Origin of the sequence: Bacillus sp. OTU2372 (genome assembly GCF_038440275.1) — a bacterium.
GTDB lineage: Bacteria > Bacillota > Bacilli > Bacillales > Cytobacillaceae > Neobacillus > Neobacillus bataviensis_B.
The window spans coordinates 878,486-901,749 of the sequence record NZ_JASATK010000001.1 but is presented as its reverse complement, the minus strand read 5'-3'; the positions used below and the strand labels follow the sequence as shown (position 1 = coordinate 901,749).

General features: G+C 36.4%; 19 protein-coding genes. 6 read left to right on the top strand and 13 right to left on the bottom strand.

The annotated features are described in order from the left end of the window. Positions 1-73 precede the first annotated feature (73 nt). Complete coding sequence (locus AAHB15_RS04275; RefSeq protein ID WP_342041797.1) at positions 74-982, bottom strand: phosphate ABC transporter substrate-binding protein; 909 nt, start codon at positions 980-982, stop codon at positions 74-76. Positions 983-1,268: 286 nt separating this feature from the next. Between AAHB15_RS04275 and AAHB15_RS04270 the strand changes: the two genes are divergently transcribed. Then, positions 1,269-1,484, top strand: coding sequence for a hypothetical protein (locus tag AAHB15_RS04270; RefSeq protein ID WP_335573425.1), 216 nt, complete (start codon positions 1,269-1,271; stop codon positions 1,482-1,484). Between the two features lie 147 nt (positions 1,485-1,631). Beyond that, a complete protein-coding gene (locus AAHB15_RS04265) occupies positions 1,632-2,492 on the top strand; it encodes an AraC family transcriptional regulator (RefSeq protein ID WP_342041796.1) in 861 nt (286 codons plus the stop codon). Positions 2,493-2,539: 47 nt separating this feature from the next. On the opposite strand, the gene AAHB15_RS04260 is transcribed toward AAHB15_RS04265, so the two are convergent. Then, the gene (locus tag AAHB15_RS04260) at positions 2,540-4,669 is read right to left on the bottom strand and encodes an ABC transporter ATP-binding protein (RefSeq protein WP_342041795.1); all 2,130 of its coding nucleotides are present in this window, start codon (positions 4,667-4,669) and stop codon (positions 2,540-2,542) included. Next, on the bottom strand, positions 4,669-6,468 hold the full coding sequence (locus tag AAHB15_RS04255; RefSeq protein WP_342041794.1) for an ABC transporter ATP-binding protein: 1,800 nt from the start codon (positions 6,466-6,468) through the stop codon (positions 4,669-4,671). Before AAHB15_RS04255 ends, AAHB15_RS04260 begins: the two co-directional genes overlap by 1 nt. A gap of 255 nt (positions 6,469-6,723) precedes the next feature. Here AAHB15_RS04255 and AAHB15_RS04250 point away from each other — a divergent pair, with 255 nt between their 5' ends. Continuing rightward, a complete protein-coding gene (locus AAHB15_RS04250; protein WP_144562249.1) occupies positions 6,724-7,197 on the top strand; it encodes a hypothetical protein in 474 nt (157 codons plus the stop codon). A 134-nt stretch (positions 7,198-7,331) separates the two neighbouring features. Here AAHB15_RS04250 and AAHB15_RS04245 read toward each other — a convergent pair whose 3' ends face one another. Together AAHB15_RS04245 and AAHB15_RS04240 are read right to left on the bottom strand one after the other, a co-directional pair. Beyond that, positions 7,332-7,784 (bottom strand): SRPBCC family protein, encoded by a 453-nt coding sequence (locus tag AAHB15_RS04245; RefSeq protein WP_335573421.1) that lies wholly within the window; start codon positions 7,782-7,784, stop codon positions 7,332-7,334. A gap of 25 nt (positions 7,785-7,809) precedes the next feature. Continuing rightward, the gene (locus tag AAHB15_RS04240) at positions 7,810-8,604 is read right to left on the bottom strand and encodes an SRPBCC domain-containing protein (RefSeq protein WP_342041793.1); all 795 of its coding nucleotides are present in this window, start codon (positions 8,602-8,604) and stop codon (positions 7,810-7,812) included. A 209-nt stretch (positions 8,605-8,813) separates the two neighbouring features. Between AAHB15_RS04240 and AAHB15_RS04235 the strand changes: the two genes are divergently transcribed. Then, the gene (locus tag AAHB15_RS04235) at positions 8,814-9,740 is read left to right on the top strand and encodes a DMT family transporter (RefSeq protein ID WP_342041792.1); all 927 of its coding nucleotides are present in this window, start codon (positions 8,814-8,816) and stop codon (positions 9,738-9,740) included. An 11-nt stretch (positions 9,741-9,751) separates the two neighbouring features. Continuing rightward, positions 9,752-10,321: a cysteine dioxygenase gene (locus AAHB15_RS04230; protein ID WP_335573418.1), complete on the top strand. Its 570-nt coding sequence runs from the start codon at positions 9,752-9,754 to the stop codon at positions 10,319-10,321. 100 nt (positions 10,322-10,421) lie between these two features. On the opposite strand, the gene AAHB15_RS04225 is transcribed toward AAHB15_RS04230, so the two are convergent. The 8 genes from AAHB15_RS04225 to thrC form a co-directional block, all read right to left on the bottom strand. Next, complete coding sequence (locus AAHB15_RS04225; protein ID WP_335573417.1) at positions 10,422-12,428, bottom strand: beta-galactosidase; 2,007 nt, start codon at positions 12,426-12,428, stop codon at positions 10,422-10,424. Positions 12,429-12,466: 38 nt separating this feature from the next. Continuing rightward, positions 12,467-13,285, bottom strand: coding sequence for a carbohydrate ABC transporter permease (locus AAHB15_RS04220; RefSeq protein WP_342041791.1), 819 nt, complete (start codon positions 13,283-13,285; stop codon positions 12,467-12,469). Next, positions 13,285-14,214, bottom strand: coding sequence for a carbohydrate ABC transporter permease (locus tag AAHB15_RS04215; protein WP_335573415.1), 930 nt, complete (start codon positions 14,212-14,214; stop codon positions 13,285-13,287). The genes AAHB15_RS04220 and AAHB15_RS04215 overlap by 1 nt, the downstream gene beginning before the upstream one ends. Before the next feature lie 115 nt (positions 14,215-14,329). Further along, on the bottom strand, positions 14,330-15,610 hold the full coding sequence (locus AAHB15_RS04210) for an ABC transporter substrate-binding protein (RefSeq protein ID WP_335573414.1): 1,281 nt from the start codon (positions 15,608-15,610) through the stop codon (positions 14,330-14,332). 99 nt (positions 15,611-15,709) lie between these two features. Beyond that, positions 15,710-16,777: a response regulator transcription factor gene (locus AAHB15_RS04205; RefSeq protein ID WP_335573413.1), complete on the bottom strand. Its 1,068-nt coding sequence runs from the start codon at positions 16,775-16,777 to the stop codon at positions 15,710-15,712. 1 nt (position 16,778) lies between these two features. After that, positions 16,779-18,587, bottom strand: coding sequence for a cache domain-containing sensor histidine kinase (locus AAHB15_RS04200; RefSeq protein WP_342041789.1), 1,809 nt, complete (start codon positions 18,585-18,587; stop codon positions 16,779-16,781). Between the two features lie 175 nt (positions 18,588-18,762). After that, on the bottom strand, positions 18,763-20,124 hold the full coding sequence (locus AAHB15_RS04195) for an MATE family efflux transporter (protein ID WP_335573411.1): 1,362 nt from the start codon (positions 20,122-20,124) through the stop codon (positions 18,763-18,765). 254 nt (positions 20,125-20,378) lie between these two features. Continuing rightward, positions 20,379-21,782: a threonine synthase gene (thrC, locus tag AAHB15_RS04190; protein ID WP_335573410.1), complete on the bottom strand. Its 1,404-nt coding sequence runs from the start codon at positions 21,780-21,782 to the stop codon at positions 20,379-20,381. A 591-nt stretch (positions 21,783-22,373) separates the two neighbouring features. Here thrC and AAHB15_RS04185 point away from each other — a divergent pair. Continuing rightward, positions 22,374-23,069, top strand: a complete 696-nt coding sequence (locus AAHB15_RS04185; RefSeq protein ID WP_342041788.1) for a hypothetical protein — start codon at positions 22,374-22,376, stop codon at positions 23,067-23,069. The last annotated feature ends 195 nt before the right edge of the window (positions 23,070-23,264 follow it).

Below are 23,264 nucleotides of genomic sequence, written 5' to 3'. Positions count from 1 at the left end.
ATCACCCTCAATTACTTTTTAAGGGTAAATGTGCATTCAGGACATTTACCCTTTTTATACCTAAAACGGTTGATTACTTATTTGTTTGATTCCCTTTAGCATCACGTTCTACTTTCATTTTTGTTACAGGTAAGTAGCCCTGTTCTTTTAACAAGGTGTTCTGAACGTCGTCTGACATTAAATAGTCTAAAAATGCTTTCGATACTCCACTCGGTTCTCCCTTTGTATAAGAATGTTCGTATGCCCAGATTGGGAATTTACCTGTTTGGACGTTTTCATCTGTTGGTTCTACTCCATCAATTGATAGTGGAGTTACTTTATCATCTGTAAAATAAGAGAAGGCTAAATAACCCACTGCACCATCGGTTTCATTCACAATTTTTTTAACGGTGTTGGAAGAATCTTCTGTAATTCCTTCTGCAGGAGTAGCGCCATTAAGTCCAAATTTATTAAATACAGCGCGGGTCCCAGAAGCATCAGGGCGGTTAACTAAAACAATTTTTTGATCTTTACCGCCAACGTCTTTCCAGTTTGTAATTTTCCCTGTAAAAACTTTAATAAGATTATCTTTTGAAATGTCTTTAATGCCAACATTAGGGTTAACTGCTGCAGTGATTCCAACAACCGCTATTTTATGGTCGACTAATTGATCAGCTGGAATGCCTTCTTTTTCTTCTGCAAAAACATCCGAGTTTCCGATTTGAACAGATCCCTCTGCTACTTGAGATAACCCAGTACCTGATCCCCCAGCATTTACTTGAATATCTACATTTGGATTATTTGCCATAAATTCCTCTGCTGCGGCAGCTATTAGGGGCTGCATTGCAGATGAGCCGGAAACAACTAAAGAACCAGAAACTTCTTTTCCACCTTTATCAGCAGTGTCTGTAGTTTTATCTTTTGATCCACCGCCACAAGCAGTAACAAACATCATTAAAGTTACCATTATCATCAAATTGCTAAAATTTCTCAGACTTTTCATTTTTGTACGTCCTCCCAAGAATAAGTTTTGGTTATTGTCCGCCTTACATTTTCATCAAGAACCTTTAGAGGTCAACTTGTAGAATTCGATGTAAGGTTGTAGCTATGTTTTGTTTTGGTTAGAAAAAATTATTTCTCTTTTATATAATGTCTTCCGAAGAATTATTTATTAAAAAAATATGTCTTTTTCTTTAATAGCATAGTGTATTTTATTTTTTTAAAAAACTATATTAAGAAGAATACAGTTTTTTGTTTTCCATTATTGATTATTAAGTGAGGGATTAAATTTGTTAAAAGATAACCAAAACAAAGATTCGGCTATGGTAGCAAATCAAAAAATGAGTGAAAAATTCAAAGACTATGGTGCAAGGGAAGCTTCCGAGGTAAATTCCGAGGCAGATAGGGCAAATCAAGAAATTCAGGAAAAATTCTACGGGAAAACTGAAGAGGACAACCTCCTTCCTTTTCATGTTGATATAAACAATCCTCCAATAAAAAAATAAAACCTCAGCCATCTGAGGTTTTATTTTTTTATGAGCGTTAAAACAGTGCAGAACTCCACCTATTTAGCACCAAGTATATTTTTGCAATTTTCGCATATAAATAACTTAAAATAGGAATCTATTAATAAAGGATGAGATTCAAACTTTATGAAACTTAGCTGTTTGGCATCAAAACTTAATGAGTTGACGTATTCCTTATTATTAGCAGGTTATAAAACTTGTTCATCAAATTGGGCTAAAAAAGGAAAAAAAACTCTCTATCATTCTCTTTGGTTTGTTACAAAAGGAACTGGTGAAATTGTGATAAACGGTAAAAAAAATACACTATCCCCAGGAAAACTGGTCATTTTTACTCCGGGGATGATCTGCGATAAAAAAACTGCCCCAAAAGACCCTCTGGAATTTTACTTTATACGTTTTACGCATGCCTGGGCATTTGAGAAGCAGGAACAATGGCATTTTAAACTTCCACAGGATCTTCCTTTTCCATTACATGGAGTGTATACCATAAAAAACAGTGCTGGTGTTGTCCTTCTATTAGAAGAAATAAATCATTTAACAAAACGAAGAGGTGCAACAATCGCCTTTAAACAAAAGATTCTTTTTCAAGAACTGCTCCTAACTTTTATACAAGACTTTCACTCTCAAACCGTTACAGGGGATTCAAGTCAAGTAATTGAAAAAACCATTGATTACATAAGTAATCATTATAATCAGATTATAACCTTAACAGACTTGGCAAAGATGGCTGGCTTAAGTAAAAGTCATTTTTCAAGACTCTTTAAAAAAAATGTCGGATACAGTCCGATTGAATATTTAACCCATCTTCGGATCGATCGAGCAAAGGAGCTTCTTGCCCATTCAGATATAAGGATAAAAGAAGTTAGTCAAAATGTAGGATATGAGGATGAACTCTATTTCAGCAGGATTTTCAAAAAGATAGTAGGAGTCTCCCCTAGTCAGTTCAGTGATGAACAAAAATTATTCCCTTATCCATTAAAAAATTAAAAAAGGATGGCTTACTCAAAAGAGGTACCATCCTTTTTCGCGTTTATTTATACTTTTTCCTTAACCCGTGTTCCTTTGTTCTGATTAACACATAATTGATAGTAAGCTGATTGATTTCTCACCAGCTGTTGATGGTTCCCCATTTCTACGATTCTACCTTTATCTAAAACAATAATTTTATCTGTATGTTGAATCGTGGAGAGGCGATGAGCAATAATAATCGTTGTTCGATTCTTGGACATCTCTTTTAAAGTATCTTGAACGGCTATTTCTGTTTCCGTATCAATATTGGCTGTAGCTTCGTCAAGAATGAGCACATCATTATCAGCAATCATCGCTCTTAAAAATGCGAGCAGCTGTTTTTGACCAGCCGACAAGACGGTCCCTTCCTCCCCAAGCATGGTTTCATATCCTTGAGGAAGCATTCTAAAAAATGAATCAATGTTTACAGATTTCGCTGCTTTTATAATGTCTTCATTACTAACATGCCGATGATTTAAGCGGATATTTTCATATACACTTCCTGAAAAAACAAATGGGTCCTGTTGAATAATGCCAATGTGTTTTCTAAGATCATTTAAATGCACATCCTTTATATTGATGCCATCAAGGGTGATGATTCCTTTTTGGTTATCATAAAACCGGTTAACCAGTTGAATAATCGAGCTCTTGCCTGCACCTGTTGCTCCAACAATTCCCACTGTTTCACCCTTTTTTATAGTGAAATGAATATCCTTTAATACCCAATCATCTTTTTCGTAAGCAAACCAAACGTTATGAAAAACGATATTTCCATGGACCTTGTCAGGAAGGGTTTTACCATGAACGGGATTTAGAATAGTCGGTTTGGTTTCCAGCGTTTCAAATATTCGTTCAGCTGAGGCCAGCGCCGCTTGTATTTGGTTAAATCTGTCTGCAAGTCCTCTGAGCGGTTCAAAAAACTGCCTTACATAGTGTGTAAACGCATATACTGTCCCAAAGGTAATACCTCCATCTAAAACACTTCCTCCTCCATACCAAACTAATAGCGATAGCGAAATATTCCCGAACAGGCCGATCGAAGGGTTAAAGATTGAATTAATAATGGTTTGACGCATTCCAGCCCGATAATGCCTCTCATTTAATTCATTAAACATCTGCAATTGTTTTTCTTCACGAGCAAAAAGCTGAATCATACTCATACCCGAGAGGTTTTCGGCAAGAAAGGAAAGTAGCCTTGAAAGGAGTGTACGCAGATTTCTTTGGGTTGTACGTAACACCTTTTTAAAATAAAAAGTCACGATTCCAATAACAGGGATGACTAAGAAGCAGATAAGTGTTAGTTTAACACTCATATAAAGCATCAGGATAAGGATTCCAACTAGAATAAGTACCTCTTTTACTAAATTAACAATGACTTGTGAGTAGAGCTGGTTGAGGGATTCGACATCATGAGTAACCCTTGTTACTAACCTCCCAATCGGATTTTGTCTATAAAATGACATCTGCAATCGGGAAAAATGCCGGAACAGTGCTTTCCGAAAATCGTAAATCACATACTGCCCAGTAAATTGAAGGGAGTTATTCTGAAAATAGGTACATAAGGCAGAACCGATGATCAATAATAAATACAGGATTCCTAAATAGATTAACCCTTGATAATCATTTGTTCTAAATACATTTACCTCTTTAGAATGTAAGAGAGTAATTGGATATGAATGACCGCTGATCATGATTTCATTGTTTCTTGAATTGACTTTATAATCCTTACTCTGATTGAATCCTTTATTCCAACCATGAACAAGATAATAGGAATTTTTTATTGGTACGATAGCAACTTTCTGAGTTCCCGAAATCGGTTGAAATGGAGAATCGGAAGGATTCAATCGAAAATAAACGTTATGGTCCAAGATAGCTATTTCCTTAAATGAGATGTCATCTTTTTTCAATCGTTCTTTTACTATGTGGGCTTTTGACTGCTGAGTAGAAATCATCGGGTTATATAATCCATTTATGTGGGAGTCAATCGCGATTTTCAGTATAAAGGGCTGCGCTAAGCTGGCTATAACAATAAATCCCGTTAACAGAATCGAAAATAAAATCAGTTTCCAATATGGTTTAGCGAACGATAGCATTCCCTTTGCAAGTTGACGGTCAGCCATTTTTGGATGGTTTCCCTCTTTTTCATTTCGAATCATTAGCCCCTCCTTCTTTTAATAAGAATTTTTCTCTCATGAATGGAAGGGAACTTGGACTGCACTAGTGTGTGCTCTGTTGTCTGCTGGTCATACATTTTTTTATAGATTCCATTTTCTTTTAAAAGTGTCAGGTGTGTCCCCCTTTCCACAATTTCACCATTATCCATAACAATAATTTGGTCAGCATCCTGAATGGTAGATATTCGGTGACTAATAATGATGGAGGTTCGACTCTTCATTTCGGTCCGAAGAGTTCTTAAAATATTAGCTTCTGTTTTTGAATCTACTGCTGACAGACTATCATCAAAAATCATTATAGGTGATGGTTTAATTAATGCTCTTGCAATACTAACACGCTGCCGTTGGCCGCCGGATAATGACAGTCCTCTTTCACCTAATTCTGTACTGAACTGTTCTGGACAATCCATTATGTCGTCATAAATGTGTGCTTGCCTTGCTGCATGAAAAATTTGCTCATCCTGATAAGATTTTGGATCAAAAGCAATATTTTCTTTGATTGTCTCGGAAAATAAAAAATTGTCTTGCGGGACATATGCAATGGAAGAACGAAGTGTTTTTAATGGGACATCGCGAATTTCATGTTGATCGATATAGATTGTGTTTTTAGGAGGATTGTATAAACGTAGAAGTAAGTTGACTAAGGTTGATTTTCCACTGCCTACTTTCCCAACAATGGCCAAACTGGTTCCTTTAGGGATTGAAACGTTGATATTGCGCAAAGCGTACTCCTTGTTCAGTTGATACTTAAAAGATAAATTTTTTATTTTTATATTCCCCTTAATAAAAGTTAAAGGGAGCACCCGTTCTTCATCTTTAATTTCAGGTTCAGTGGATAATACATGACGAATTCGGTAATCTGCGGCTTTTCCTTGTTGGAGTAGATTAATGACCTTACCAATGTTTTCAATTGGGCCTATCAACATGGATAAATACGTATTAAAAGCGACAAAATCCCCAAGTGTGATAGTGCCTTTCATGACCAAAATGGAACCCACTACGATTGATAGTAAATAACTAAGTCCAATAATCCCTTGACTTAGTGAGGTAAAAAGGGAGTTTGAGCGAATTAATTGTTTATTTACCTCAACGTTTGACTTATTTTCTTTTGCAAACTTCAATGTTTCTTCTTCTTCTTGAACATATGTTTTAATTACACTAATTCCGGCACAAAATTCTTGGACACGGCTTGTTAATGTGCCTATCGCCTCTTGTACTTTTAGAGAATGTGTTAGTATCTTAGTCCGAAACCGATAGGCAATATACGTTAATCCGGGTAAAGGTAATAAAACAAGGAGCGTTAAATAAAGATTAATCGTTCCAGCCATCATAATTACAGCAATCGTAATTAATACAGCTGCTTCTACCATTTGAAAAAAACCTTGCATGCCAATTTGCCTTAGAATATTTACATCGTTTACGGCATGAGCCATCAAATTCCCAATTCGCTGATTCTGGAAGTATTCTGCTTGCATTTTCTCCCAATGAGAAAACAATTGAGTCCTCAGATCCCGTTCCAAGATTCTTGACATTCGAAATATATAGATTCGTCCACTTGACCGAAACAAAAATGTACCAATTCCTAGAATTGTAAACCATAAGGCTAATCCCCACAGTTCCGAAACTTTAATGGATTCATTTTGCAGTCCATCTGTGAATTCCTTTAGTAACATTGGAACCCATAACTGTAGTATGAGTGAAATCGATAAAAGGATGGATCCAAGTAAATAACTCCACTTATGTAACAAAAAATGTTCTCTAAAGATGGAAGCATTTCTCATCGTAACCGCTCCTTCATAAAGGAATATGCTAAGGATATCCTAACTTTCTAACAATCACAATGGATTTCCCCATCATCTTTCATGGATTATCATGCTTTAAAACTAAAAAATAACCTCTTTCCTTGAATTCACGGAAGAGGTTGAACGTATATACAGAATGCTGAATCAACATATTTATAAATTACCTACTTGTCCATTACGGGCTCGCCTTAATTACATACACTAAATAGAATTCATCAATTAGGAGTGAAGAATATGTCTTCTAACATGTTGACAAATGTCAGATTTGCCTTGGCTTATACGGTACAAGCCATTCGATATACAGAAAGTGCCTTAATCTTTTTTCGGGAACTGACTGCTTTTCCTTTTCCTCCGAATCCGATAAAAGAACAATTCTACCAAGATGCGATTGATAGTCTTACAGAGTCCTATCTGGCCATTAAGTCTCTACCCTTTGATACTTATCTCCCAAGTGACCCCCTTTTTCCAAATATACCTGTAGCTCCTGAAATCCAAGATAATGAATTATTGATTAATCTTTCTGATAATCGAATTTCACTGGCTTTAAATAAGAATAACGAATCGATTAATAATATTAACCAAGCTATATTGTTAAGTAGTAAGAACGATAAACTTAATGGACAGCTTCTATTCATTAGACTTGAGTTAGAACTAGCAAGAGAATCATTGGTTGCGGGTATAAATGCTTCTGATTTTATGATGGGTTAAGAGACTGGTACTGTTCCTTTTTAGGACAGTTCTTTTTTTGAGAATAAAAACTTTATAGAACTTTAATAAAACTTAATCTGGTAATCTAGTGTTACCTGGGACATTAGCTTTCAAACGTTGTTCCTCCCTTTCCCCTACATATTTTTTTCAAGGATATATTTTATTTTTTCCAAGTCTTTTTTGTTAGCTTTTTTCATCATCGATCCCATGAATGGAGTGAACAGTTTTGAAAATCCAGTTGGATTCCCCCTGTTTCGCAGTGTCATTCTAGTTCCATTGTTATCAATCGATTCCCAAATGTAGGTTGTCTCCATTGGAAACGGTCCGTCAGCTGTTCTCATCACGAGCTTATGGCTTGGAACAAATTCGACAACTTCGTATATATATGCTAACTCTTTACCTAAAAAATGAGCTTTGAAGGCAATTTGCGAACCGATTGCTAGCGGTTTTGGTGATTGCCATTCTACTGATTTGATGTTTTCATACCATTCAGGAGCATTGTCAGGATTAGCTGCATACTCCGCAACTTGTTTAAGAGGAGAGTGGATATTTATTTCTGTTACTACGTCTACCATAACTTCATTCACTTCCCAATACCAACTAAGATGTTTTTCATTGATTTTGTTCTACATAATTTTTCAACAAGGTGCCTAAAAGATATTTCCACCCTTCAGAGTGCTCTTGTTCCCAGTTTTCGCGAATGATGCCAGATGCATGATGGGAAAGTTGCAGCAAGGTCGATCCTTCCTTCTCAATAAGACGATAAGTATAGGAACTGTTAACGGCTCCTTGCATTCCTAAATGACCATGGAGGCGGATTTCTTCTGGGGCGTTCACATAGTAAACATTGCCCCATACGGCTCCCTGATTTTCACCCCATTTTTCGATGAATTGTCCGCCTGGTACTGGGCTAAAGGTGAATTGCGACGATTCCCCTTTTGGTGCCAAGCGGAACTCCCACCAATCACCAGCCTGTTCTGTTAATGCTTGGAATACTTGTTCACGGGGAGCATTAATTAATACCTCTTGTTCAATTTTAAAAACTCTGCTTTGTTCTTGTTCTGTTGCTTTCATTCTAAAATCTCCTCCTTTGTTTTCTACAACTGCTTGCAAATTTAGTAGTGAATTAGCAGTTGATTCCATATATTTTCCAATCCATCGGTTATGCATCATCTGGAGTGGAACTGCGTTGAGAAAATTGCGTCGGTATTTTCCTTCACGCCTCACTACAATTAAGTTCCCTTCCTCAAGTAATGATAAATGCTTCATAATTGCATACCTTGAGACTTCCGGAAAATAGTCGTCAAGTTCGCCTGTCGTTTTAGGCGATTCCTTCAGAATATCAAGAATTTGTCTGCGAATTGGATGTCCTAATGCTTTAAATAGGGTGGAAAGTTCGTCTTCCATACCAAAGATCCCTTCAAAATGTTATGGCTGAATCATATGTGAACATATAGTCACATAAAACATGTGACCTAATGGTAACATGTTTTAAAGCAATGGTCAAGTTCCCAAATCTCCCCTTATCTTTCCTCTGTTCCCCTATAAACAAACATCATCTTTCAGGACAAGCATAAAATAAAATAATATCTTTTTGCTGAAAGGAATGTTCAGCTATGAGTCATTATAAATCGAAGGTAACCGCTTCGTTATACGCACTGATATCAATTAGTTTTTGGGGAGTTTCATTTGTATCCACGAAGGCGGTGCTAGAAAAACTTGACCCCTTTTCAATTATTGTTCTTCGTTTTGGCATCGGAGCCTTGTTTTTGCTTTTATTATTAGTAATAAAGCGTATTCGGCTATTCGTTTCTATTACATATCTCCCACATTTAATAATACTTGGCATTCTTGGAGTATTCGTCCATCAAATACTCCAAGCGACAGCATTATTAACCATCAATGCTTCTTCGGCAGGATGGCTTATTTCGTTATCCCCCATCTTTACGGTCATCCTTTCCATTCTTTTTTTGAACGAAAAGATGACTATAACAAAGGCGACGGGAATGGTGCTGGCAATTACAGGAGTACTGCTAGTCACATCAACAAGAAGTGGACATTCCTTTCAATTCTCCATTAATATAGGATTTTTGCTTATGATTTTGAGCACATTAAACTGGGCTGTTTATTCGGTGATATTTAAAAGTTTACGAATACCTTATTCCCCTCTGTTGGTGACATTTTATATGAGTTTAATTGGCTTGGTCCTTACCACACCATTTATTATGCGCAGCAAAGGTTGGGAATCCCTTTCACTTTTGGACCATACAGAGTGGGCCCATTTGTTGTTCCTTGGTGTTTTTGTTTCTGGAATCGCATATTGGTACTGGGGGAAGGCGCTGAAAGTGTTAGAGGCATCCAAAGTGTCGATGTTTCTATATTTGGAGCCTGTCTCAACATTAATTGCTGCTGTCCTGCTATTACAAGAAAAAGTTTTATTCATAAGTGTTGCTGGGGGAATCATAATTATAATTGGAGTCATTATTGTTAATGGTCAGCTTGTGCCTCAGTTGTTCAGCCTCTTCAAGAATAAACGTCCATAGGAGGAGAGCTTATGACTTTGACTAGTAGGATAAAGAATGTGTTAGACACCTTAAAAAATCCCTCTAAAGCACAGTTAAAGGATGCTCTCTTAAAACTAGATATAAAACTTAAAGATTTTAATAACTTGCCAGAGCCATCCCTGGGTAAACCATATAATCGTAAACTTCTTTTCAAAAATGAGGAAGTAGAGATGCTCGTAATGAATTGGTCTCAGCTGGAATGTGCCCCTCATGATCATGGTAATTCCCATGGCTGGATACAAGTCCTTTCTGGTACCTCCCTTAATTCAGTTTATGAGATGAGCGGGACTGGTTTACCTGCTGAATTGTTTCGTGAGTATCACCATCAAGGGAAATATTTTTATGCCCCGAGAAAAGCCATCCATAAAATGCAGGCCTCTAATCAGACGAACTTGGTCACACTCCATCTGTATTCGCCTCCTATTACTGGAATGAAAGTCTATGATTTTGAAAAGTGTGCGGCTTGTGTCGTAACTGACGATTGCGGGGCATGGTGGCCTGATGAACAATATCAGAAGGTAAAAGAGATTCAACTTAAGAAGAATATAAAAAATAATTAAGACATATCAAAAAAGGCAACTACCCAAAATAATGGGTTTGTTGCCTTTACATGTTAATTCATTAAACATCAATCACTAACAACAGAACCATGCATAGATTTTACATCTCTTCAATAATAAGGACTCCCCAAGGCTCTACGTCCAATGTTTGCGCCATATTCACAGTCCTAACCGTTAACAATTCAACACCGTCTTTATGGGAATACCTTAGAGAATTTGGAACATCTGAGTAATTAAAGTAATAATGAACATGCTTTCCTTCTTCGTTTATCCCCGACTTAACGATTAACGGAAAGGAGAGCTCTTGGTCTACTCCCCACAGATTCGCCTTTTTAATGGCATGCTCCAATATCTTTTGCATGATCGCGGAACTAGGGATACAACCAATATAGGTTGCTAGTCCTTTGCCATACTGATTTTCTGTGATAGCTGCATACTTGCCCCAGTGCGGGTGATCATAATATGCCAATACTTCTGCCGTGGTTGGTGTTAGTAGTTCCATCCAAGTTTCCACTGTATTATTTTCTTGGCCCACCTGAAAAGGATCATCTCTTAAGGAAACATTCTTCGGTTCGACGAACATATTGTAATAAATGCCGCATGCCTCATTAATAATCCCCGGTTGATGAGTCGTTCTTACCTTTACATGTTCGTCCGTAAATCCACTCTTGAAGGTATATACGACGTGACCACCGTTTCTAACAAACTCGTTTAATCGCTCTAGCAATCGGTTAGGAGCAGTATACAAGGCTGGAACAATGATCATTTCATAGTCTTCAAAATGATCACTAGATGGATTAACAAAATCACAGCCAATATTCATTTTGTAAAGCTCATCATACATCATTCGAACAATATCATTGTAATTTTTGGAACTAGAATAATTAAATTTAAACCAATCCAAAGCCGTCAATGATTCATTGCTAACCAATATAGCAACTTTATTATTTTTCTTCAGATTTACTAGATGTGGAGAGAGTCTTTCAAAATCCTTGCCTATTGTTTTTGCTTCATTGTATACAGGATTGGGTTCAAAATCATGGCTGAGCAACCCTTTCCAATAAGTTTCAAATGAGTTGTGGATAGAATTCCAATGCCAGTAGGCGACCATGTTAGCTCCTGAAGCTAAATGAGAAAATGCCTGAAGCCTTAGCTGCCCCGGATATGGAACCCAATTGGTAAAAGCTTGTGCTTCGGTTTCAACAACAAGATAATTGGTTCCCTTTGTAGAACGAGCTACGTCTCCGCCAAAAGAAATTTCAATTCCGGTTAAATCGTCTTGTGATGGATGATAAATGTCTACTCCAGTAATATCAAATGCCTTAGCCGCTTCAAAATGGTCTACTCTTGGTTGAATCCCATAGGAATAACCGCGCCATTCAAAATCAAAGTTTTGCATAACAAACTGGTCCTGACGTTTATACTCATTAACTATTGAAACCTGCCAGGAAAGAAACTCCGTTACTAGCTGTCTTTGAAATCTAGCAAACTCTGATCCCAAACTGCCATTTATTGTTCCAACAACTGAAGGAAAATCCTCCCAACTATTAATACGATTGCTCCAGTAATCAAGGCCAAAAAGATCATTAATATTCTCTAGCGTCTTAAACTTTTCTTTCATGTACTTTACAAACAATATCTGCACATTTGGACCCGCAGTGTCATAGTGCTTTGTCTCATTATCCGTCTGGTAGCCTATAACGGCTGGGTGATCCTTAACATGTCCAATCAATTTCCGGATAATCCGTTCGGCATAAAAAAGATAAGTAGGATTGGTGATATCCATTATCTGACGAGCCCCATACTTTCCCGGTCCCTTTGGGGTAATTGCCAAGACATCTGGATGTTCTTTCACCATCCAAGTTGGGATTGCATAGGTTGGTGTCCCAACAATGACTCTGATTCCCGCACTATGCATGGCATTCAGTACCCGGTCCACAGAAGAAAAGTCAAACACTCCGTTCTGCGGTTCATGGGTGCTCCACGTGGATTCAGCAATGCGGACAACATTAATCCCCGCCTCTTTCATCATATCAATATCTTTTTCTAATCGTTCGTAAGGCATGTATTCATCATAATAGGCAACGCCGTATAATAATTGTTTCATAGTATTCTCACCTTCCTATTCTGTGCGAACCAATTGCTTTATTTAATTGCACCATCTGCAATTCCCTTAAGAATGTATTTTTGGAAAATCGCATAGAACACGACAACAGGCAAAGCTGTAATGATTAGCCCTGAAAGAATCTTTGGCCAATCACTGTTGTATTCCCCAAATAACATGTTAACCGACAACATAAGAGTATAATTATTTACATCTGTCAACATTATCAATGGCAATAAGAAATCATTCCATAGCCACAATATATCTAAAATAAGGATGGTCGCTGTGATTGGCTTTAGAAGAGGAAATATGATTTTCGTAAAGATCTGAAAGTCATTACATCCATCAATTCTTGCCGCTTCCTCCAGCTCTTTTGGGATGGTTTTAACGAAACCGTGATATAAAAAGATGGCCATGTTGACTCCAAGCCCAATATAGATGAGCCCTAATCCATAAATAGATCCCTGTACATGTAACCCTTTTGCAATTTTGGTTAAGGTAATCATAATCGAGTGAAAAGGCACAAGCATAGATGCGAGGAATAAAGTAAAGATAAAATTACTTAATTTCCCAGGAGTCCTTGCTAATTTATAACCGGCCAGTGAACCGCAAATAACAATTCCCGCTAATCCTATTACCGTGACAAGGAACGTATTCCAGGCGCTATGAAATAAATCTAGCTGCTCAAATACACCCGTATAATTTTCAAAATGCAATTTAGTCGGCAGTTTTAAAACGGATTTAAAAATTTCTCCTTGTGTTTTAAAGGAATTAATAAAAGCCATGTAGATGGGGAAAAACGATATGGCCGCAAAGATTGCTAGAATAAGAGTAGCAGCTACCCCGTATAGTCTTTTCATTATGCTTCCACCTCTTTCTTTTTCAACACTTTGACTTGAATCAATGTAATCACTAAAACAATGAGAAAGAGTATCATTGCTTTTGCATTGGCATAACCATATCTAAAATTATTGGAGAATGCCTCTTCATAAATATTTAGGGCCATTACCTGTGTCGATCTTCCAGGGCCGCCTGCAGTGAGTGCATAAACAACATCAAACACTTTGAAGGCACCATTCAATGTTAAGAAAGCACAAATGGTAATCGCGTGCATAATCATTGGAATCGTTACATGAATAAGTCTTTGGAATGGATTTGCTCCATCAATCATGGCCGCCTCTTTTAGGTGTGACGGTACACCTTGCAGTGCTGCCATATAAATGACCATCATATAGCCAATCCCATGCCACAATGAGACGATTAGGATAGAATAGAAGGAAACTTTTGCGTCACCGATCCATGGTTGATCAAGAAGATGAAAAATGGCTTTTTTTGATAGTTCCGGAAGAACATTTGAAAAAATAAAGGAAAACATTAACGCACTAATAATTAAACTTAACATATTTGGCATAAAGAAGATGGTTCGAAAAAATCCTTTCGTCCTAACCCTGGTTTCAATAAAAAGTGCTAGGAGTAAAGCGATTACATTTTGGAAAACAAACATGAAAGCCGTATATTTTAAAGTAAAGAAAAAGGAATGACGAAAATCTGGGTCATCTTTAAACGCTTCAATATAGTTACTAAAACCAACAAAATGAAAGGTTTGCGATAATGCATTCCAATCGGTAAAGCTATAAAAACCTGCCCCAACCGTTGGAATCAATAAAAACACAAAATAAAAGATAAAGGCCGGAAGAACAAATAATAGTAGACTAAGAGTACCTTTTTGTCTTTTTAAACTTAAGGAGCTTTTTGAGCTTATTTTCGATTGAACTTGGTTTATAGCCATTTGATTGCTTTGTTTCCCTAACTGTGGCATTGCACCCACCCCACTGACGTTTAATTTTTGATAATGATAAAGACAGCTGTAGAGCTGCCTTTATCATTGGCTGATAATGATCAATTTACTTATTGTTTTTATTGAATTGATCCCAGGCACGATCCAACCCTTTGATGACATCCGCTTTTGATGCATCACCTGCAAGATAACTCTGGAATAATTTTTGCGACTCGTCTTTAACAGCAGATGGAATAGCTGGATCCTGATAAGCCCTTCCTTGTGAAACATAATCAGAAGATTCTTTTAACCATGGAAATGGTTCAAATGTATGAACTTTAGAGACGGCATTAAATCCAAGACTCTTATAGAAATCACTGGAATCTTTATCATCAAGAATATAATTTATTAGATCTTTTGCCACTGCTTTGTTTTTACTCATTTTGGAAACAGCAAGTGATGTTGATGTACTCAAATTCAATAAAGTTGCTTTTGGATCATCATTAATAGGCAGTGGTGCTACCCCAAATTCAAAGTCTTTATTTGCACTTACAATAGAATCAGCCATCCATGGTCCTTGTACCCACATCGCAGCCTTGCCATTTGCAAAATCAGATGCACCTTGATCTTGTCCGTTCTCAAAGGCACGCTTTGTTCCGTTTGCATTGACTAAATCCATGATATTGAACAGGTCTTTAACATCTTTGAAAGAACCTTTTCCTTCATTCATGCTCTTAATAAAGTCAGGAGTCGTAGTACTGACGTCCCCACCTACTGTGAGTGGCAAAAATAATTGCGGGATATAAGCATCCTTATAAGTTAACAAAAACGGTGTGATATTATGTTGTTTTAGTACTTTAACAGTTTCTTTCATTTCCGACATCGTTTGTGGTATTTTTAAGCCCAAGTCACTAAAGATTTTCTTATTGTATAAGTATCCCCATTGAAGAGTCTCTAGTGGAACAGCTACTACTTTTCCGTCGGTTGTGGTTACAGCTGGTTTAACCGTGTCATACAACTTATCAGCAAACGGTTCCTTTGATAAATCTTCTAGATAACCAGCCTTATTAAAAAGCGGGATATCATTTATGGCATGCAGACTAAAGATGTCAGGGCTATCACCAGAAGCTAATCTTGTTTTTAATAGTTGTGATGCTTGGTTTACATTTGGTAATTCTAATTTGATTTTGACATCAATACTTTTATCTTGTTTTTCTTTTTTAACAAACTGATCAAAATATGTTTCATATTGCTTTTTAAATCGTGGTTGTCCAATGAATACCTTAAGTTCAACTTGTTTCGACGCCTTTGTGTCATTTTGGCCTGAAGCAGTATCATTTGAACTGCAACCTGCTAACAAACCAATTCCAAGCATTAAGCTTAGCACCGATGAAATCGCTTTCTTCATTTTTGTGGCCCCCTGTTAAAGTTTTAACTTACACTTTAATCATAAACACTTCCTCGGTTTACGAATATTGAAAATATTAGCGCTTACATTTGGACTTTTTTAACCTTGCCTCATTTCACCTGGTGAAATTTTGTAGTATTTTTTAAACACACGATAAAAATAAGAAAGGTCCTCATAACCCACCATTTGGGCAATGCTTTTGATTTGAAGTTCATTTTCTTCAATTAATTTTTTCGCATATTCCATTCGTCGGCTAACAATATACTCTGTGATATTGCATTCATACATAGCTTTGAAAGCTTTGCTTAAATATTCTTTACTAACAAAAAATTTGTTGGCTAAGACATCCAATGAGATATGGGACTCTGCAAAATTTCGTTCAATATACTCTTTAATTTCCTCCAAATCGACTCTACCTTTTCGTTTCTTCAACTGGAGCATATATTCAATATAACGTTTTCCTAATTCCTGTTGTTTCTTCATGATTAAATCCAGTGATAGGCCGCTATCATAGATTAATTCTTCATTCTTATACACATCTAAGACATTACAATTATTCTTAATCATTAGCCCTTCTAAAATTAGAATAAACTCGTGTTCAATCTTTGCCATAGCATTATTGTCAATCACATCGATTTTCATTAATTCTTTGAAAAAACGCTGCATAATATTTTCAAAGCCCTCTGCATTTAATTCATCCAAAAAAGATACAATCGTTTTTTTATAATCTATAATTAACGTAGATATATCTTTATTTAAAAACGAAAAGGGTTTCAAATGGGACCTTAGTTGACTTTCGATCTCCTTCGTACATTTTTCTAAGGTAAGATTTAATTCGTCTGCATTGATCGGTTTCAACAGATACTCATTGACTTTCGAGCGAATCGCCTGGCGCATATAGTTAAAATCATCATAGCCGCTTGCCACAATGAGTTTAATCTGAGGGTAACGTTCTGCTACAACCCGAAGTAATTCCATGCCGTCCACACCAGGCATTTTCATATCAGTGATGACAATGTCAGGGGTCCATTGTTCAATTAACTTCAACCCTTCTTGTCCATCAGGTGCCTCCTTTATAGCTGTGATTCCATAAAGCTCCCATTTTCCAAACATTTTAATCGTTTCTCTTGTCCATTTTTCATCATCAACAATTAATGTTTTAATCATTTTATACCTCCAATTGCGCCTTAGCGGGAATTCGAATAACAATTTGTGTTCCATTGTCGACTTCGCTGAAAATATCAAGGCCGTAATCATTTCCAAAGTACAATCCAATTCTGGCGGCAACATTTTTAATTCCTATGCTTCCTTTTATTTTAAAGGGCTGAGATAAATTATTGATTTGCCCAATAAGACTCTTTAATTTTTCTTCTGGTATTCCTACTCCGTTATCTGTAATTGTTATTTCTATATCATCGAATACTTTTTGCACCTCAACCGATAGTTTCCAATTTCCAACTTTTTGTTCGAACCCATGATTAAATGCATTTTCCACTAACGGCTGTATCGTCAGCATTGGGATTTTATATCCCTCGGTACCTTCCTCTACAAAAATATCCGTTTCGATTTTGCCATCAAACCGTTGATTTTGAATATATAGATAATTTTTTATATGCTCGATTTCATTTTCTATTAGAACCATATCTCCTTGCTTTCCGGTTATGTAGCGGAACATATCACTTAGTGCACTGATGACCCTGTAAATCCTTTCAGCATTATGGGCCACTGCCATTCCTCCAACTAACTGAAGTGTATTATAGAGAAAATGAGGATTGATTTGTGCCTGCAGCGCCTTAAACTGAGCTTCTTTTGTTGCAATTTCACTTTTGTACTCTTTTTCTATTAATTCATTAATTCGAAAAACCATAGATGTAAATCTTTTTTCAAGCAGGCCAATTTCGTCATTACGATCGGTTTCAATTCTTACATCAAAGTTATTTTCTTCGACTTCATGCATTGCATCCACTAATTGAATAATGGGCTTAGTCGTTCTTAATGCTATAAAAATAGATAAAAATATTGTTAGTATAATAGAAAAAACACCAATGATAATGGCATAAACCAATGTCTTTGTTACACCGTTCATAATCATTGTTTTAGGGATAACCTTAACAATGGTCACTTGATTGTTAAATGCCTTTTGAAAGAAAATATAACCTTTTTTATCTTTTAGATAGTAAACATTCTTCTTACTGTTATTGATTTGCTTGATTATTTTTTTGAAATCTACGGCTGGAGCTTTATTATTGTTAGGATTATAAACAATTTGTCCTTGCTTATTTAATAGATAAACAGAGCTTTCTTTTTCTGATTTCAACATCTCAATAACACTGTCGACTATATTCCAATTAACATCTATTGATACCCCGCCTACTATTTTTCGATCCTCAAACCGAATAATGCTTCTTGTTAGTGAAAAATTCTGTTCAGGACCTCCACTATCAAAAAGATAATGTGGATTGACCCCTAACTTAGTCCAGTTGGTTCCCTTAAGATTTGCTATTTTCGAAACTTTAAAATCTTCTTCTGTTATAGAGTAGACAGTACTTTTTTCTTTAGCATAAATCGAGAAACGATCAAGATGCTCATTCCTATAATAAATTGAATATAATTTGTCTTTTATGTAGTTTAATGTACTAAAATTCAATGGTACATTTTCATCATTCGTTTGACTTATACTAGGTATTAATTTCTCGTCAATTAAACTAGCAAATAAGATTTTGTCGCTTTCTTTTAATTTTTCATCCACATATTTACCGGCTAAAACGATTCTCGACTCATTTGAACTGATTACTTCTTTTTCATAATTACTTTGTGATACATTGATTGAGAAAATTATTAGGATTAGTAACGGAACAATCATGACAGATAACAACAGGAACATTAATTTATATCGAATATTTGCTCCTATTTTACGAAAAATTTTTTGATGCAAATAATTCCGAACACGATTCGGGAGTCTCTTAATATTCAACATAGTATTTTTCCTTTTCACTTATATTCTTTTATTTAACTTATCTTTCAATTATAGAAATGTCAAAAGTAATTATAGGAAAATAATAGGACAAAAAAAATCCCCTTTCGCTATTACTTAATAGCATAAGGGGAAACCTTTATGGTGATTGCAATATGAACATTCACAGCCACTATTTTTATGCGTTAATCGACGGACTTTTAGCGATCGTAGATGATTTGCTCTTTGCCAATGTCCAGTTGTAAGACTTAAATCGCCAAGCGTTTGTTAAAAATTGAAGAACGATTAAACTGCAAAAAGCTGTCCAAGCACCCGTCTGGCCAAGCTGATAAACTTGAGTTAACAAAATAGTGCACGGAACAAAGAAAATCCAGTTTAACAATAAAGAAGTTCGAGACAAGAAGGTTGTATCTCCTACTCCCCTTAACCCGCCTGCAAGAATAATACCTGATCCGCTAAACAATAAAATGAACGAAGCTAAATGGATCAGGGAAACAGATGTTAAATACACGGCAGAATCTGCGGTGTACAATTTGGCAACTGGTAAGGCAAAAACAAACAATATGATTGAAATCAAAAACATAAACCCTAAACCAAGGTACACGGTTACCAACCCAAACCGCTTTGCTTCGAGCGGCCGCCCTTTGCCGATTTCCTGCCCAATACCAACGGTAGACGCAGCACCAAATCCATTTGCTGGCATAAACCCAAAGGACAGAATGTTTAGGGCAATTTCATTGGCTGCAATCGCCACTGTACCAAGCCGAGTGATACAAGCGGTAAACACTAGCATACCCATACTATTGGACAACTCTGTAATTCCTAGTTTCGAACTTTCAAACAGAAGTAATTGAACCTGATGCCTCTCAATCGGAATCCAGGAACGAGTAAAATATTTTTCGTTTAGGAATCGGAAATAAACAAGCAGATTGAGGAGAAACGTTATCCCCTCGGCTGCCACCATACTCCAACCTGCCCCTTGTAAGCCTAATTTTGGAAAACCAAACTTTCCATATGCAAGTGCATAGGTTAAGAACACCACTAGCGCGCTGTTAATTAAAGAGATATTCATGGGAGTACGAGTATCCCCCGTTGCCCTCATATACGCATAAAAAATAATATTAAAAACAGTGAACATCATCGCAAACATACGCACTTGAACATATGGAATCCCAAGCTTTAAAATTGCTGTGTTTGAACCCATGACTTCTAAAATAAAATGAGGAACCACATAACTAGCAACAAATAAGAGAATGGCTTGTAAAGCCGCTAAGATCAACGCTATTTGCATCCGTTGATTGCCCAGCTTCATATTTCTTGACCCATAGTTTTGAGCAACCAAATAATTGATAGCTCCTTGATTACCGGAAAACAATGCCCATAAATTGTACATTAAAACATTGGTGATCCCTACGACTGCAATTGCTGTAGCCCCCAACTTTCCAACAATCATCAGGATTAGCAAACCTGTAACGGTCATCGATGAGAAGGTTGCAATTGATGGAATGGCCAAACGAAGAATTTCCTTAACTAATTTCATATCATCCCGCCGGTCTTCTTAATAGTTAAAAAACGATTAGTTTATGTAAATAAGAATTCACATAGCACATGAAAGCGCTTTTCATCTGTTAAAGTTTAAGTTATTTTAATCTTTCAATAAATGGGCAAACTGCACAAAAGAAATATAAAGTTTTTATGCAAGTTGTTTACTTTGATTTAGTACAAAAAAAATCCCCTTACGCTAAAAAACGTAAGAGGATAACTTTAAGGAAATATATTAATCTAATTCTAGGTTTATTGAACTGAATAACTAAACAGCTTTTCTAACTTCCAAGTGATTTCATCTTTGTCAGCTTCAACAACTTCTAGGTACTGTGGTTTTTCAAACAGTTGATTGATTTCCTCAGGGAATGTTTGATCAATGTCACAACGCTCAATCGATTCATTAAATTTTGCCGGATGAGCTGTGGCCAGAGTGACACAAACTTCTCTCGGATCATTAAACGTTTCGTATGCGGCCACACCACAAGCAGTGTGTGGGTCTAATAAATAGCTTGTTTCAGCATAGTATTTGCTGATCGTTTGCAAGCATTCTGCACCTTCAACCCCATGTGCAGCAAAATCCTTTTGAACCTGCTTTAGAAGCTCCTCGTTTACAACGATTTCCCCTTCAGTCTTGAATGTTTCCATCAAGTCAGAAACGGCATTAGGATTTTCATCAAGCAGATAATATAGGTAGCGCTCAAAGTTGCTGGCTACCTGAATATCCATTGAAGGGCTATAAGTGCTGCGGAACTTACCAGGCTTGTAAACCCCATTTTGGATAAAACCTTCTAAAATATTATTTTCATTTGTTGCAACGATTAGTTTTCCAACAGGAAGCCCCATTTTCTTGGCAAGATAACCGGCAAAGATATCACCAAAGTTTCCAGTCGGCACGCTAAAGTTAACACTGTTTATGCCTTTCTCCTTTCGAACTTGGAAATACGCATAGAAATAATAAACAGTCTGTGCCAAGATACGAACAAAGTTAATAGAATTAATCGCGCGAAGATGATATTTGTTTTTAAATTCTACATCTGCAAACAATTCCTTGATGATTCGCTGACCATCGTCAAATGTTCCTTTAATGGCTAAATTTAAGACACTTTTATCATTAACAGTCGTCATTTGTAATTCTTGCACCTTACTCACTTTACCATGTGGGTGCAAAATACAAATGCGAATACCTTCTTTTCCTCTAACACCCTCGATGGCAGAGGCACCCGTATCACCAGATGTAGCTCCAAGAATATGAATGGTTTCACCTGTGTTCTTTGACACGTAGGAATATAAATTCCCTAAGAATTGCAGAGCAATATCTTTAAAAGCAAAGGTTGGACCATGAAACAGTTCGAGCACATACATATTATCCTTAACCTTATGAACAGGTGTTACCTCTGGATGGCGGAAGGTTGCATAGCTTTTCTCGATTAAAGCCTTCAGCTCGTTGTCTGGAATTTCACCATCAACATAATAGGAAAAAATTTCATAAGCTAATTCCTGATAAGTGAGATTAGACATTGCCTCTAACTTCTCCGCTGGGATATGTGGGATTTTCTCTGGCACTAGAAGTCCCCCATCATTTGCCAGACCCATTAAAACAGTATCAATAAATCCAATTTTACTTACGTTTCCGCGTGTACTAACAAAGTTCATAATCTTCCTCCAAGTAAAAATTTATAGTATTACCCTCAAGAAGTACTAGTAAGGTAACAAAAGTGATAACATTAGTTTTTTAATTTTCCGAATATTCATTTGACATACTCGTATTAAACTTGATTACTTATTAATAGTAGCAAATAAGAACTCCATTTGATAATTGTGAAATAATAATTATAAATTACATTTTAATATATAAATGAACAGCAAGTCTATAAAATGTTGTTAGAATATTCATTTTTATGATTAACAAATATCAAGCTATCTACTGAATCCCCTTTCAAATGCCCCATTCACAACACCGAGAATAAGTCCCAGCCCTCTTCCAATAAAAAATCCTGTAAATACACAGCTAAGGCTTTAAACAATAAAAAAATGCCTTTCAATAAAACGACAAAAAATATTCCTTCTTTGTTTTTCGATAGAAGATTTACTCATAAAAACTCAACAAATAGGAGGAAGCCCCGCATTTCACAAGAAAGTGACGATGAAAACTCCTCATACTTATAGAGGAAGATGAAAAAAGATATGGAATTATACTCTTACAAGGAAAATACCCTTGTAATGAATCGGAAAGGTTGTGAGTGAATGAGACTTTCAGATTTACAGCCAAAGAAAAACTTCAGCTACATATTCGTTCAATTTCCAGGAATGGAAATGAATGTCCCGATGCTCTCAAACGGTGAGGGAAATGTGGGCAAAGAGGATGTGGCTTTATGTGTCCAATTAAACAGTAAGCAAAAGGTTAAACAAATTTACTTTGTCCGATCACAAAGTATAAAACCATTTGACTTCACTGACGAGGGAATTGGTGCAAAGGCTTATTATCGTGTCATTAAACAAAAAGAAAACGCTCAGGACTCACACACAAAAGAGGATTTCGTCACGGTTATTACAGATGAAGTGGAAATTGTACAAAAGAAATCGGAAACAGGATTTAACTTCATTTTGATGTTAAATAAACGTGAAATCGGAATCGTCGCTATGATTGAAGAAGTTGTTTTACAGTTAGAGCAAGAATCATGGCAACATAAGGAGAAAACGAATGACCATGTAGCTGTGAAAACTCTCGGTAATAAATATAAGGCTGTCTTTAGCAGGGTTGCCAAAAAGGAGATCTTCTCAGGAGACAGTATCTTTCAGAATATAGTAGTTATTAATCCAATCCGAATTCTTTCGGAGGCCGGTAAAAGAAAAGTTAAGGTATTCTCTCCTGCCGCATTAGATTTTATCGGTCCAGGTGATCGGAACCAACCTACTTTAATCATGAGGGGGTGTGGATAAGGTTTGTCCATAACGGATCCAAAAACTTCATATTTTTTTAAAGTCGAACTAAAAGGATTAGTAGATAATCCTTCTCGACATAAAAACCTATTAAAATATTGAAGGAAGTGAGTATTGGTTCTCAGCATATTTTTTAGAGAAATATGCTAATTAATTGATAAAAGGGACTTAACCGCGGAGTTAAGTCCCTTTAGA